Here is a 13,833-nt window from a genome sequence, read left to right on the forward strand (position 1 = left end):
GAGTTTCAGCGGTTCGCCAGCGATCCATGCGGCCTGATCGAGGCCCTGGAGGCCTCGAGTGCGCGCATTCTACTGGGATTGGGGGTGGGTACAACCTGAACCGCAGGGGCTGTGATGCCGGCTACTAAAATACGTTTTCTAGAAGCTGTGGGAGCAGCCGGCGACATTCCGCTGCCAGTGATCGGCTGTTACAGCTTTGCGCCCAGGCCAAAACGCTTCATCAGCACCTTCTCCAGCAAGCCTCTGGGCAACAGGCTGGCCATCAAGGGCAACGCGCGGCTGCCATTACCAATCCGAACCAGACGCGCGGGCTTGTCCTGCTGCACCGCCTTGAGCAGCCTGGCGGCAAATTCGCTGGCGGGCGTCGGGTGGTCCTGGGAGGCCCTGGCCCGTGCGCGGATGCCTTCGCGCAGCGGCCACCAGGGCGATTGTTCGGTGAGCAATTGCTCGGCTTGATGCCCGGCATTCTTGGCGAAGCTCGAGGCGATGGCCCCTGGCTGGACCTCCATCACCCGGATGCCGAACGGCGCCAGCTCCATGCGCAGCGCATCGCTCAGGGCATGCACCGCCGCCTTGGAGGCGCAGTAGGCACCGGCAAAAGGCGTGACCAGCACGCCCGACACGCTGCCGATATTCACCACCAGCCCGCGGCTGCGGCGCAGCACCGGGAACAGCGCCCGGGTCACGCCGACCAGGGCGAACACATTGGTTTCGAACTGCCGCTGCATGGCGTCGACACCGCCATCCAGCAGCGGGCCCATGGCACCGTAGCCGGCATTGTTGATCAGCAGGTCGAGGCCGCCGTGTTGCTGGTTGATGCGCTCGCCCAGGGCGATGAGCGCCGGGCCGTCGTTGACGTCCAGTCGCACCGCGTCGAAACCCGCGGCTTGCAGCATGGCCACGTCTTCGGCCCGGCGGGCGGTGGGCAGGACGGTGAAGCCGGCGGCCTTGAAAGCATCCGCCAGGGCGCGGCCGATGCCGCTGGAACAACCGGTGATCAGCGCAACGGGCATGGCGCGGTCCTTGTGCAAAAAGAGGGAAGGGGGAGTCAGTCGGAGAAACTACCCTGCAAGCGCTCGGCGCGAAACTCCAGGGTTTGCGGGCGATAGCCGGGGCGCAGCGGCGGCAGGGGCAGGCAGTCTTCCCAATTGGCGCCGGCCTGCAACTCGCCGGGGCCGCGATAACGTGGGGCGCTGTACTGGTTGTCGGCCAGGTTCACGGTGTCGCCCGGCGCGTAAGCGGCGATGCGCCAGCGCAGTTCGGTCAGCGGCACATCGTTGCCGTTGTTCATCTTCAGCAGCAGGGGACGATCCGCCGGGCAATGCTCGGGGGCGTAGCTGATACGCAATTCCAGGCGCGCCAGTTGCTGGGCTTCGCGGTTGTCCAGCCAGACCACCCACACCGCCACCAGGCCCAGGCCGAAAGCGGCGGCCATGGACACCGGCAAGGCCTTGGCGGGGTAGCGGACCAGCAGGATCAGCCAGGTGATAACCAGCAGAACGCCGATGAACATGAGGTGAGCCTCGGGGGAAATAGTGCAGCCATCCTACCTAAGCGTAGGTGGTAATGGCCATGGTTGTGGTGGGCTGCGGCTGCCTCCGTACCCGTGCCATACCTCAGTGCTTAGTCAGTTTCAACAGCGCATACATGATCGAACCCCAGACCAGAAGCACGACATCCATCCAGTTTCTGATGGTCAGCAGGCGCTGGAGATGGGGAGGGAAATTGTCTATGTCTTCCGAGGAAAGAAAACCTCTGCGAACCGCAGGGCCAGGCCAAAGCATCGATCCTCGAACGGCGGCCAACATTAGAAAATGCGTGAACCATCCCTCGTGAGGAAGGCTGTCGGTCCAGCGATAAAAGTGCTGGCTTCTCCGCAGGGCTTCCAGCATCTCTTTCAGGTATCGCCGGCTTAGGTAGTAGCTGAAGGAGAGGTTTATCACGGCCAGCAGCAATGGACATAACAAAAGGATGAAGGCGAGCCAGGAATGCCAGAATTGTTGCCCTATCATGGCGATGTCTGTTCGCAAAGATCTTGTGCATGCATAAAAGCTTTCCATGGATAGTTGGGAAGGTGCACTGGTCAGTGGTTGCAGATGAGTGACTAAAGCTTTATCAGCAGGTACACAAACGCGCCCCACACGATAATCACGCCATCGAGCACGTTCTGTGTTTTTAAAAGGCGCTTGTACTGCGGTGGGAAGTTGCGCACATCGTCTGGGGAAATTATCCCCCTGCGTATTCCCGGCCCAGGCCAGAACATCATGCCTCTGAGTTTCGCGAACATCAGATAGCGAGGATGCCATCCCTGATGAGGCAGGTAGGTTGCCCAGCCTGCGAAATAGTTACTCCCCTTTAGCGCACCCAGCATCTCGCCGAGGTAGCGCCGACTCATGTAGTAGCTGAAGAGGAGACTGATGAGGGCAAGTAGAAGCAGGCCGCCAGTCAAAATAAGGGCGATTAGCGGAGGGAGCGTGTGCATCGTCAGCCCGTCAACTTCAGCAACGCATACATAATTGCGGACCAGACGAAAAGAATACCGTCCAACCTGTTCTGTATGGTCAGAAGGCGTTTGAGTCGGGGAGGGAAGTTGTGCACATCCTCCGGAGAAAGTAGTCCTTTACGTAGTCCTGGACCGGGGCAGAGCATCATTCCTCGAACACTGGCAGACATCAGAAAGTGCTCGAACCATCCCTTGTATTGAAGCCTTTCAGTCCATCGATAGAAGTATTCACTCCGCTGTAGGGCCTCCAACATTTCCCTCAGGTAGCGTCGGCTCAAATAGTAGCTGTACGCGAGACTGACCGCACATAACAGAATCGGACATACCAAAAGTCCAAAGGCGAGCCAGGAACTCCAGAATAGTTGCCCCATCATGGCAGTGTGCTCTCGTAAAGAATCTGGCCTGCTTTTTCTCCAAAATCATCACCAATATTTGTACCCAGCCATGCACCAGTTCCTATCAGGGCTGCTGTGCATATGACTCCACCTACCCCGGTAGAAACCCCGAGCGCCGCGCATACAAAACCGCGGCCTGCATATCCAACATGCGCTCCCATGCTTCCTCCAAATGTTGAACCCGCAAACTTCCCCGTCTCCGTAAACATCACCTTCCTGCAACTCTCCTCACCCGAACCCGCCTGACAAACCTCCTGAATCCTCAACGCCGACGACACCCCGCCAATCGCAACACCAATGTACCCACCCATCTGCATGTACTTCGCCGCGCGGCTGACGGTGTTCACGTGGGTGGCGTATCCCGGGATCTGGCCGGGGGCACCGGATTTGTTCCAGTGGTGTACCAGGCTGCGGCTGGAGAGGCCCAGGACGGTTTTCAGTTTGGGGTGGTCGCCCAGGGGCGTGTAGCCGCGCAGGCGGGTGGAGGTCAGCAGTTGTGCGTCCAGCTGCGCCAGCAGGCGCCGGCGCCGGGCGAGGAAATCGGGGGATCTGAGGTGGCCGTGTTGGCGGTAGCTGGCCTGATGCAGGCGTTCCATGTCTTGCAAGGTCTCGCGTAGTTTGTCCAGGTGTTTGCCCAGCACCGAGGTGCCGATGCCCAGCCAGGTCGAGGCCTGGCTAGTGAAGCTGACGATCTCGGCCTGATGGCGAACCATGAAGTCGGCGGTTTCGGGTGTCAGGGGGGCGAGGACGATCCTGACCTGCTCGGCGGCGAGCATGAGTTGCGCTTCCTCGTAGGTGCAAGCGTGGTTGGCCGGATCGCTGAGCACGATCAGGCTGCCGGCCTTGACCGTATCGCCAAGGCCTGGATTGAGCGACAGGTATTTGGCCAGGACGCCGGGTGAGGGGCTGTCGAACAGGCGGCGCTGCAGTTCGCTCAGCGGCATGCTCCGGGGCACGATGTAGAAACCGGGGGCGACAGGTGTAGAGGGCTGGACCTGTGAGGGTTTCGCAGGAGCGTCTAGGCCTTGAGGCGTGGTCAGTATCGAGGTGTTCTTTATCCGTGCACCCGGCAGTGGTGGATTCGGGTTGGCGGGGCGCAGCACACGAGGCATCGGTGTCGGTTCGCCACGGGAGTCGGTGGTGTATTTGTTGCCGGAGGGTTGCTCGGCCATCGCTGTTTTCGCTGTGTTTTCTAGCCTCGCGAAACACTAAGCAGCGACAGGGATGAAGTCGTTGAGAGCTATCTGAAACGCCCAGTGGCGCTTTCTAAATGTCATGTAGGAATGGGGGAAAGCACCCTCTGTAGCCGCTGCCGAAGGCTGCGATCGACTGCGTAGCAGGCGCAGGATGTTGAGATCGCAGGAAGGCCTTCGGCCTTATCGCAGCCTGCGGCAGCGGCTACAGGGGACCGTTCGCGCAAGAGGAGGGCAGGCGCCCGGGCATAAAAAAGCCCCCGCCCAACCGGCTGCGGATAGGGGACGCAGTCGGCTGGACGGGGGCTTCTTGTTTTGGCGGGTTACTGGGCGATGGTTTTCACCGAGATGCCGCGTTCCACTGGAGTGGAGCGGCCGTAGATGTCTTCGAAGCGTTCGATGTCGTCTTCGCCCAGGTAGCTGCCCGATTGCACTTCGATGATCTCCAGCGGGATCTTGCCTGGGTTGCGCAGGCGGTGCACCGAGGCGATCGGGATGTAGGTGGACTGGTTTTCGGTGAGCAGGAACACGTTTTCGTCGCAGGTGACTTCGGCGGTACCGCTGACCACGATCCAGTGTTCGGCGCGGTGGTGGTGCATCTGCAGGGACAGGCACGCGCCCGGCTTGACCGAGATGTGCTTGACCTGGAAGCGCCCGCCCATGTCCACCGAGTCGTAGGAACCCCACGGACGGTAGACCTCGCAGTGGTTCTGGGTTTCGCTGCGGCCCTGTTCGTTGAGGGTGTTGACCAGTTGCTTCACGCCTTGGACCTTGTCCTTGTGGGCGATCATCATGGCGTCCTTGGTTTCCACCACTACGATGTTTTCCAGGCCGATCACCGACACCAGCTTGCCGTTGCCGTGGATCATGCAGTTGCGGCTGTCCTGGATCACCACATCGCCCTTGCTGACGTTGCCGTTGGCGTCCTTTTCATGCACGTCCCACAGCGACGACCAGCAACCCACGTCGCTCCAGCCGGCGCTCAGCGGCACCACGCAGGCGCGCTGGGTCTTTTCCATCACCGCGTAGTCGATGGAGTTGTCCGGGCAGCAGGCGAAGGTGGCCGGGTCGATGTCCACGGTGTCGGCGTCCTGGGTACTGCGTTCCAGGGTCAGCAGGCAGGTGTCGTAGATGTCCGGGTCGTGCTTTTTCAGCTCTTCGAGGAAGCGGCTGGCGCGGAACAGGAACATGCCGCTGTTCCAGAAGTAGCCGCCGGCCTCGACGAACTCGGTGGCGCGCTTGACGTCGGGTTTCTCGACGAAGTGCGAGACGCGGCTCACGCCTTCCGGTAGCAGTGCATCGTTGGTCGACTTGATGTAGCCATAACCGGTTTCCGGCTTGGTCGCCGGCACGCCGAACAGCACCATCTCGCCACGTTCGGCAGCCACGGTGGCCAGGGCCAGGGCGCGTTGCAGGGCTTTCTGGTCTTCCAGCACATGGTCGGCCGGCAGCACCAGCATCAGCTCGTCGCGACCTTCGTTGACCAGCATCATCGCGGTCAGGGCCACGGCCGGCGCGGTGTTGCGCCCGAACGGCTCCATCAGGATGCGCTGGGCTTCGAGTTTGCGTGCCGCCAGTTGCTCGTTGACGATGAAGCGGTGGTCCTTGTTGCAGACCACGATCGGTGTGTCCATGCCTTCGAACACCAGGCGCTCGAGGGTTTGCTGGAACAAGGTGTGTTCGCCGGTCAGGGCGAGGAACTGTTTAGGGAATTGCTTGCGCGAAAGCGGCCAAAGACGTGAGCCGCTACCACCTGACAAGATCACCGGAATCATGTTGTTACTCCTTCAAAAATCGTTTGGGTTAGAGCTACTGCGTTCTGTCGTTTCACTCTCTTGTTTTTGTTCCTGTTCCAGACCGACGCCCCGGTGTTCCGCGGGGGCGTCAATCCGGAAAATCCATCAGCGGGTCGAGACCGGGCGCTTGACCCAGACTGGCGACAGGCTGCTGCCATTGCCGGTGACGTAGAGCACCGCGGCTTCGCCGCGCTCCAGGGCGACCGGCTTGAGGTCGCTGACTTTTTTCTCGCCCTCGTACAGCGCGAAGCTGACTTTCACCGGGTTGATTTCACGTTCGCCGCGGCCCTTGGCGGCCACCGACTGGACCACGTCGGTCTTGCCGTCGGCGGTCTTCAGGGTCAGGGCCTTGTCGCTCAGGTTCTGCACCCGGACCAGGGACTTCTGCTTGTTCTTGAACGGCGGTTCTTCGATCAGCTGCGGCTGGCCGCTGGCGTTGTTGACCAGGGTGTAATAGTGGTCGGCGGCGAGTTTCACCGGCAGGCTCTGGCTGCCGACCTTGGCGGTGTAGTCGCCGCCGGGCATGAAGCTGAAGTCACTGCTGGCCAGCGGCGCGACGTCGCTGACGTTGGTGGTGCCAACGGTGGCGCTGACTTCCTGGTTGCTGGCGTTGTAGATGCGCACGAAGGACGAGCCCTTGGGCGCGGTCGGGCCATACAGCGCGGCGTCGCCACCGGCGAAGGCGGGCAGGGACAGGACGCTCATGCCGGCAGCCAGTGTGATTGCCTTGGCGAGACAACGCGCAGTGATAGTGAAAGTCATGGGTGTCACCTCTCTTTCAGTTTTGCGCCCGATCGGGCGTCTCGGATTTGTTGAGTGCAGCTACGTTCTGTTGGCGGGCGCCGGCTTGTTTGAGCTCTGCGACCCACTGCGGGTCGGCGTCGCCGATATCGTTATTGACCGGCAGATATCGTTCGGGGAATTCCCAGATCAGCACCTGGGGTGGGCTGTTCTTGAAGGCATCGCTTTTCAGGTAGCTGAGCATCGGCAGCACCGGGCCGTGGCCGTCCTCGGCGTAGCTGACCACGTCGCTGTGCAGGGCCTGCTTGAGCGCGCCGACGAAGTTCCAGTTGGGGTTGGCGCTGTAGCTGGTGCCCACCAGGGCCACCGGCACTTCGTTGTCGGCGAACAGTGCGTCGTCGGCGGCCGGCTGATCGTCGGCGGCGCGGGTCACGCGTTTTTGCAGCGGTTCCTTGGCCGGCATCAGGTCCTCGAACAGCGGGTCCAGGGGCAGGAACAGGCGCAGGTCGCCCTTGTGCACCACGGTCTGCTCGGCTTCGGTGACGAAGCGTTGCGGCTGGCCCATCAGCGGTGCCTTTTCGGCAATCGCCTTGGCCAACTGGTTGGCGGCGACTTCGGCGCCGGCCGGGGTCCAGTGGGTGTCGGTGCGCAGGAACACCTGCTGGCCGTTCTGCTTGGCCTGTTGCAGCGGGCCCAGCAGGTCGGGGGCGAGGATCTTGTCGGCCGCCACGCGGGCGTGGAAGTCCTTATAGAGGTTGGCGTGGATGCTGGCTGGCTGGACGTCGCCCAGGTGTTCCGGGTACAGGCGCACCTTGGCCGGCACGATCGCCATCACCAGTTTCACGCCTTTCTCTTTCAGGGCCTGGCGCACGCCTTCGACCAGCGCGTAGTTGCCTTGCAGGTTGAGTTCTTCGTTGACGATCGGGTGGAACTCTTCATCGCTGTACAGCCACTGGTCGCGGCCGAGCACCACGCCCGGACGACCTTCGTTGAACAGCTTGAAGTCCAGGGCCGCCCACAGGTTGGTGCCCAGGCGCTTGATCGGGAACTCGTCGTCGTAGTGGGTTTCCACGGCCTTGGCCCAGCGACCGTTGAGCACGGTGGCGTCGTTGCTGGTGCTGAAGCCGAAGAAGCTGCGCACCGACCACAGGCCCAGGACCATCAGGGTCACCAGGAACAGGGCGATGTAGAAGACGCGTAATGAGCGGGTCATGGTCGGATCCCTCAGAACTGGAAGTAAAGGAACGGCGAGAAGCTTTGCGCCGAGAGTTTGAGAATCGAGGCGATAAACAGCAGCAACACCAGGGTGCGCATCACATAACGCGGCCAGTCGGCGACCCAATAGGCCGGCTGTACCTGGGCTTCGACGCCCACGCTGTAGCCCGGCTGGTGGATGCTGCCCGGTTTGTCCCCCGGTACGGCCTTGATCAGGCCCGGCTGGGCGGTGGCCGGACCGTCGGCCTCGGTGTTGACTTCAGGCTTGCTCTTGACCGGCATCGGGTTGCGATACAGGTCACGCAGGCCGAAGAACGCCAGGGTGGCGTAGGCCACGACCAGGGTCGCCACTTGCAGGCCGGTGAGGCTGGCGCGGTTGAGTTCCGACAGCGACCAGTCGCCGAAGCTGAACATGGCGCCGTACATGCGACCGGCGACGTGCAGGTTCTCGGCGCGGAAGATCACCCAGCCCATCACCACCAGCAGGAAGGTCAGCGCCCAGCGGATCGGGTTCAGGCTGCGTGGGGTGGTGTTGATGCCCAGGGCCTTCTCGATCGCCAGCCACATGCCGTGCCAGGCGCCCCAGACCACGTAGGTGATGTTCGCGCCGTGCCACAGACCACCGAGCAGCATGGTCAGGAACAGGTTGCGATAGGTCATCAGCGTGCCTTTGCGGTTGCCGCCCAGGGTGATGTACAGGTAGTCCCGCAGCCAGGTGGACAGGCTGATGTGCCAGCGCCGCCAGAACTCGGTGATCGACTGGCTGATGTAGGGCTGCTTGAAGTTTTCCATGAAGCGAAAACCCATCATCAACCCCAGGCCGATGGCCATGTCGCTGTAGCCGGAGAAGTCGAAGTACAGCTGCGCGGTGTAGGCCAGGGCGCCCAGCCAGGCGTCGCCCGTGGTCGGGTTCTGCAGGGCGAAGCAATGGTCGGCGACCACCGCCAGGGTGTCGGCGATGAACACTTTCTTGATGAAGCCCTGCATGAAGCGCGTGCAGCCTTCGGAGAACTTGTCCAGGGTATGGGTGCGGTTGTTGAACTGGTCGGCCAGGTCGCGAAAGCGCAGCACGGGGCCGGCGATCAGGTGCGGGAAGATCGCCACGAACGCCGCGAAGTCGATCAGGTTGCGGGTCGCCGGGGTGTCGCCGCGGTAGACGTCGATGATGTAGCTGATGGACTCGAAGATGTAGAACGAGATACCGATCGGCAACAGCACGTGGGTCAGGATGAACGGCTCCAGACCCATGGAGGTCATGATCGCGTTGAGGCTGTCCACGCCGAAGTTGGCGTACTTGAAGTAGCCGAGGATGCACAGGTCCACGGCCACGCCGAGCAGCAGCCAGCGTTGGGCCGGCTTGGTCCTGACCCCGGCGGCGCCGACTTTCAGGCCGATCCAGTAGTTCCACAGGGTGACGCCGGCGAACAGCGCCAGGAAGTCCACCCGCCACCAGGCATAGAACACGTAGCTGGCGATCAGCAGCAGCAGGTTGCGATAGCGTTGCCCGCTCAGGTAGTACAAGCCGAGAAAGATCGGCAAGAACAGGAACAGGAACACATTGGATGAGAAAACCATCCCGATCTCTCCATGTTTGACCAACAGTAAAGGGCCGGAGCCCCCCCCAAACCCCCCCGTGAAAAACCGGGGAGGCGTATTGCATTCACCGACGCCGTCTGGCGTCCGTATTGACCATCACAACGCCCCTGTAGGAGCGAGGCTTGCCCGCGATGAACGATGACGCGGACTGGCAGTCGGACCGAGGTGCCTTTATCGCGGGCAAGCCTCGCTCCTACGGGTTACGAACCCTTGTTGCCCTTCTCATGCGAGGGGTCGTAGACCTTGGTCAGGTCGCCACCCAGGCGGAAGGTCTTGAACGGTTGCATCTTGTGCTTGAGCTGCAGCACATCCGGGGCGCAGGTGTAGAGGCTGCAGAAGGGTTCGAGCCAGGCGAATTTCGAGTCGACCTTGAGGTCGGTCATGTCCTGTTCCTTGCCGTTCTTCTCCTCGAACTCATCCGGATCCTTCACCCCGGCCAGCACCCGCTCGCCCAGGCGTTTCAGTGCGCCGTTGTTTTCCTGGCGCAGGTCGACGCCGTTGACCTGAGCGAAGCTGGCGATCATCGCCAGCGGCGGCAGGGCGTAGTTGTGATAGGCCAGGGCGCGTTGCTGGCGCTTGAGTTCGTTGGGCAGGAAGCCGTCGGCATCGACCTGGTTGGCGCCGACCCTGTATTCCTTCACGGCCCAGTCGAACAAGTCGCGGCGGTTGGTCGCCACGGCGGTGGCCATCACCGACCAGGCAGCCCAGTACGAGTGGTTGTTGGTCTGCTCCAGCGGCAGGTTGTCCCAGTCGCTGACCACCTGGTCGGCCATCTTGCTGAACCAGGCCTCGATCTGTTGCGCTTGCTGCTGGTGAGTGTCCAGCGGATGGGAGTCGGAGAACTTCAGGCGCAGGTAGGCCGAGGCCATGCTGCCCAGGGCCCATTTGCGCATGGACTTGCCGGTGTGGTTGAAGTCCTTGGACATCAGCGCATCCGCCTGAGCCCAGGCCGTCAACCAGCTCAGGGTGCAGTCCAGTTGTTCTGGACGACCGTCGCGCATGAACTGCATCACTCGCTTGCTGGTGCCGCGCTCGATCTTGGTGATGTCGGCGGTGCTGTCGCGAAAGGCCTTTTCCGATTGCACGTTGAGGGTCGCGCGGGCCTTGTCCGAACCTTCGTACTTGCTGCGAAATTGCAGCGAGCCGGTGTAAGGCGCGGGCATGGCGTCGCAGCCTTCGCTGTGGTCGCCGCTCTTGAATTTATCCACCGGCGCGTAATAACCCTGGGGCGGGCGCAGTGGGGCCGCGGCCTGGGTTGCGCCGGCCAACAGCGCCAGGCTCAACAGGCTCGGGGCCAATAACTGTTTCAGCGTTTTGCTTTGCATAGGAACCTCATTGCCCGATTTGCGCGGTGCGTTGACCGGCGTCCGGGAATACGTTGCGTTTGCAAATTTTCGCTTCGACTTTTTGCGCCGCGGCGCCCGCTTCCGGACCCTGGACTTCGACCGCCAGCAGGTTCTGCGAGGCCCAGTCTTCGTCGGTGCGCAGTTCAAAGGCGAAACGCCCGTCGGTGTCGGATGTTTCCGGTTTGTCGATCTTGATGTCCTCGTGGCGCCCGTTCATGTACCAGAGGGTGGCTTGCAGGGTTTTCACCGAGGTGTCGGCGAAGCGGATATCGACCTGGTGGCTGCTGTTGCGCAGGTCCATGTTCTTGCTGTTGACCATCAGCTCGTTCTTGCCGGGCTTGAGGGTGGCGCTGGCGCTCATTTGCGCCGGCTTGCCTTCGCAGCCGTTGTCGAGCAGGGCCATCATCTGCCGGTAGATGGTTTCCTGATCCAGGCGGTACAGCGGCGAGAATTCCCAGATCAGGATCTTCGGTGGCTTGGTCTGGAATTCCTCGCTGCCCAGGTACTGCAGCATGGAGCCTTCGAAACCACCGCCGGGGAAGGCGACGTTGAGAATGTCGGCGCCGATTTCTTCCTGCAGGAAGCCGGCGAAGTTGTAGTTCTTGCCGCTGTGGCTGGTGCCCACCAGGGTGATCTCCGGGTTGCCGGAATCGCCGAACAGGTCGCCGTCGCCGGCTTCGCCCTTGGGTTCGGTGGTGAACTGGTCCATGTACTGGATCGCGTAGCTGGTGCCACAGAGCTGGCCGGCCATGTTGTGCAGGGTGCCGGTCTTGCCCATGCGCCCGGACTTGTGGGTCTCGAACTCACGCTTGGGAATGTCGGCGAAGGCCGGCAGCTGCTTGACCTTCTGCGCCACGATCTTCGCCGTGCGCTGGGCGCCGTAGGGGGTCCAGTGCTGGTCGCCGCGGAAGTAGAAATCGTGGGCCGGCAGGGTTTCCGGCAGTTGCTCGTTGGTCAGCGGCGACAGGTCCGGCACCACGTAGCCCATCTGGGCGAAACGGCCGAGCATGCCCTGGTAGTTTTTCAGCGCCTTGTCGTAGTCGAAGCTGGCCTTCTCCTGCGGGTTGAGCTTGTTGCGGTTCACCAGGCCACGGGTCGGCTGGTAGACCAGCACCAGCTCCACGCCCTTGCTCTTGAAGGCGTCGTGCAGCTGTTGCAGGCGGCGATAACCTTCCGGCGTGGTGTTGAATTCGGTGCGCAGGTCTTCCCGGGTGCGGAACAGCCAGTCGCCCTGGGCTTGCACCAGGGTGGTGAAGTTCTGCTGGTAGCGGGTGGTGTAGTTCTTCGCATCAAAGGCTGCCGGGCACAGGCTGCAGCAGGGCTCGGCGGTGAATTTTGGTGCTTGCGAATCATCGGCGCGGGCGCTGTTGCCGGCGGCGAGAATGCCCGCGGTCAGTGCCGAGAGGCTCAAGAGTTTGATCAGGTGTGGGCGCATGACAGTCATCCTCAATCGCGCATTTCGGTCTGGCGTTCGACAGGGTCGATCAGCACGGCTTTCTGCTGGCGCACCAGCAGGTCAAGAATTTCGTCCTGGCGCTCGCCGAGGATCCCCGAGAAGCTGATGCCGCTGCTCTTGGTCGGGGCGAGCATGGACACGCGGTACAGCTCGACGCTCAATGGCGAGTCGATGGACATCGGGCCGCTGCCGTTGGCCGCCAGCTCGCCGCCGACCACGATCAGCGACACCTGGGCGTCGAACGGGTCGAGCTTGATGTCACGGTCGGTGTCGGACAGGTCCTTGATGTGGCCGTAGACGCCGGTCAGGCCGTTGGCCATGGCGACGTTTTCGTACAGGCGTATGTTCACGCTGTTGCGAATACGGATGCCGTGGCGACGGTTGCTGATCACCCTGTTACCCCACAGCAGGTTGTCGGCACTCTCGTAGAGGGTGATGCCGTCGGTGTGGTTGCGGTAGATCTCGTTGTCGGCGATCAGGTTGTTCACGCTGTTACGGTCGATCACCAGGCCCGACAGCTTGTTGTCGTAGCTGCGGTTGTTGAAGATGAAGCTGTCGTTCACTTCCCGGGAAATGATGATCCCGTGCTTCTTCTTGGTCCCGTAGACGGTGTTGTCGGCAATGATCAGCCGGTGCGAACGGTCGTGGGGGTCGATGCCGTAGACGATGTTGTCCTTGTAGGTGTTGCCCTTGACCACGAAGTCGCGGGTCTCGTAGCAGTAGAAGCCGTACCACATGTCCGAGAACGCAGAATCGATGATCCAGCCGGTGGGTTCGGGGCGCTTGAGCACCTTGGCCATGTTCGGCGTGTACTGGGAAATACTCACGCCATAGGACTTACTGTTGGCGTAGCCGAAGCTGGCCATCTTGCTGTTGACGATGTAGGTCTCGGTGCCGCCCCAGGCCAGCAGGAACGGACGGAACTCCTTGGGCGAGTTGAAGGTCGCCGGGCCGTTGTCCTTCTCGCGCCAGCCGGTGACCTTGGTATCGCGCACGAACAGCTGGCCGTCGTTGACCAGGAACGAACCGCCTTCCTGGGACAGGCGCAGTTCCTGGGTCTGCTTGTCGATTTCCAGGATGCCGTTGCGCCCGACCACGATCGGCAGCCGCGCCAGGTACACGCCCGGCGAGGTTTCGCTGATGTACTGCTTGGGCAGCTTCTTCGCCAGCTCCTTGAGGTTGACGTAACCGTCGTCGATGAAGATCGCCTGGGGGATGCCGTGCTGGCGCACCACCCATTCGGCCATCTTGTTGTCACCGCCGATAAAGTCCTTCAACGCGTCTTCCTGCATCATGCGGCGCACGCTGATCTTGCCGGGCTTGCTGCGTACGATCTTCGCCGCCGCCGCTTCGGCGGTGTAGCCGGAGAGGTCGGGCAGGGTCGGCTTGGCCAGGTTCAGCGGCGCGGTCGGCGCGCTGCTGACGGTGTAGGTCTTGGCCTGTTGCAATCCCTTGGCCACGGTCGATGGCTTGCCTGGGGTTGTCGCCGGGACTGGTTCGACATTGGCGAAGGCGGCGCTGCTGGCCAGCAGCAGCGCGCCGGCCAGCAGGCTGATCGAGCCTTTCATCGCTGGGCTGTTCATCGGGCTGTT

At 62.1% G+C, this 13,833-nt stretch carries 13 protein-coding genes; all 13 read right to left on the reverse strand.

Going from position 1 to position 13,833, the window contains the following annotated elements:
- Window positions 1-188: 188 nt before the first annotated feature.
- The 13 genes from C4K38_RS05180 to algG all read right to left on the reverse strand — a co-directional run bounded on the left by C4K38_RS05180 (window position 189) and on the right by algG (window position 13,824).
- The gene (locus C4K38_RS05180; RefSeq protein WP_053277528.1) at window positions 189-1,013 is read right to left on the reverse strand and encodes an SDR family oxidoreductase; all 825 of its coding nucleotides are present in this window, start codon (window positions 1,011-1,013) and stop codon (window positions 189-191) included.
- 35 nt (window positions 1,014-1,048) lie between these two features.
- Window positions 1,049-1,513, reverse strand: a complete 465-nt coding sequence (locus C4K38_RS05185; protein WP_053277529.1) for a hypothetical protein — start codon at window positions 1,511-1,513, stop codon at window positions 1,049-1,051.
- A gap of 103 nt (window positions 1,514-1,616) precedes the next feature.
- Entirely contained in the window at window positions 1,617-2,012 is a 396-nt protein-coding gene (locus tag C4K38_RS05190) for a hypothetical protein (RefSeq protein ID WP_053278319.1), read from the reverse strand.
- A 92-nt stretch (window positions 2,013-2,104) separates the two neighbouring features.
- On the reverse strand, window positions 2,105-2,482 hold the full coding sequence (locus C4K38_RS05195) for a hypothetical protein (RefSeq protein WP_053277530.1): 378 nt from the start codon (window positions 2,480-2,482) through the stop codon (window positions 2,105-2,107).
- A 2-nt stretch (window positions 2,483-2,484) separates the two neighbouring features.
- Window positions 2,485-2,877: a hypothetical protein gene (locus C4K38_RS32500; RefSeq protein ID WP_053277531.1), complete on the reverse strand. Its 393-nt coding sequence runs from the start codon at window positions 2,875-2,877 to the stop codon at window positions 2,485-2,487.
- On the reverse strand, window positions 2,874-4,070 hold the full coding sequence (locus C4K38_RS05205; RefSeq protein ID WP_081001434.1) for a hypothetical protein: 1,197 nt from the start codon (window positions 4,068-4,070) through the stop codon (window positions 2,874-2,876). Before C4K38_RS05205 ends, C4K38_RS32500 begins: the two co-directional genes overlap by 4 nt.
- 344 nt (window positions 4,071-4,414) lie before the next feature.
- Window positions 4,415-5,866: a mannose-1-phosphate guanylyltransferase/mannose-6-phosphate isomerase gene (locus C4K38_RS05210; RefSeq protein WP_053277533.1), complete on the reverse strand. Its 1,452-nt coding sequence runs from the start codon at window positions 5,864-5,866 to the stop codon at window positions 4,415-4,417.
- A gap of 126 nt (window positions 5,867-5,992) precedes the next feature.
- Window positions 5,993-6,649, reverse strand: coding sequence for an alginate O-acetyltransferase AlgF (locus tag C4K38_RS05215; RefSeq protein ID WP_053277534.1), 657 nt, complete (start codon window positions 6,647-6,649; stop codon window positions 5,993-5,995).
- 16 nt (window positions 6,650-6,665) lie between these two features.
- Window positions 6,666-7,841 (reverse strand): alginate O-acetyltransferase, encoded by a 1,176-nt coding sequence (locus tag C4K38_RS05220; RefSeq protein ID WP_053277535.1) that lies wholly within the window; start codon window positions 7,839-7,841, stop codon window positions 6,666-6,668.
- A gap of 11 nt (window positions 7,842-7,852) precedes the next feature.
- Window positions 7,853-9,418 (reverse strand): MBOAT family O-acyltransferase, encoded by a 1,566-nt coding sequence (locus tag C4K38_RS05225; RefSeq protein WP_053277536.1) that lies wholly within the window; start codon window positions 9,416-9,418, stop codon window positions 7,853-7,855.
- A 221-nt stretch (window positions 9,419-9,639) separates the two neighbouring features.
- Entirely contained in the window at window positions 9,640-10,764 is a 1,125-nt protein-coding gene (locus tag C4K38_RS05235; protein WP_053277537.1) for a mannuronate-specific alginate lyase, read from the reverse strand.
- A 7-nt stretch (window positions 10,765-10,771) separates the two neighbouring features.
- On the reverse strand, window positions 10,772-12,220 hold the full coding sequence (locus C4K38_RS05240) for an alginate O-acetyltransferase (protein ID WP_053278320.1): 1,449 nt from the start codon (window positions 12,218-12,220) through the stop codon (window positions 10,772-10,774).
- An 11-nt stretch (window positions 12,221-12,231) separates the two neighbouring features.
- Complete coding sequence (gene algG, locus C4K38_RS05245) at window positions 12,232-13,824, reverse strand: mannuronan 5-epimerase AlgG (RefSeq protein ID WP_172833205.1); 1,593 nt, start codon at window positions 13,822-13,824, stop codon at window positions 12,232-12,234.
- Window positions 13,825-13,833: the final 9 nt, after the last annotated feature.

The organism is Pseudomonas chlororaphis subsp. piscium (assembly GCF_003850345.1).
GTDB lineage: Bacteria > Pseudomonadota > Gammaproteobacteria > Pseudomonadales > Pseudomonadaceae > Aquipseudomonas > Aquipseudomonas piscium.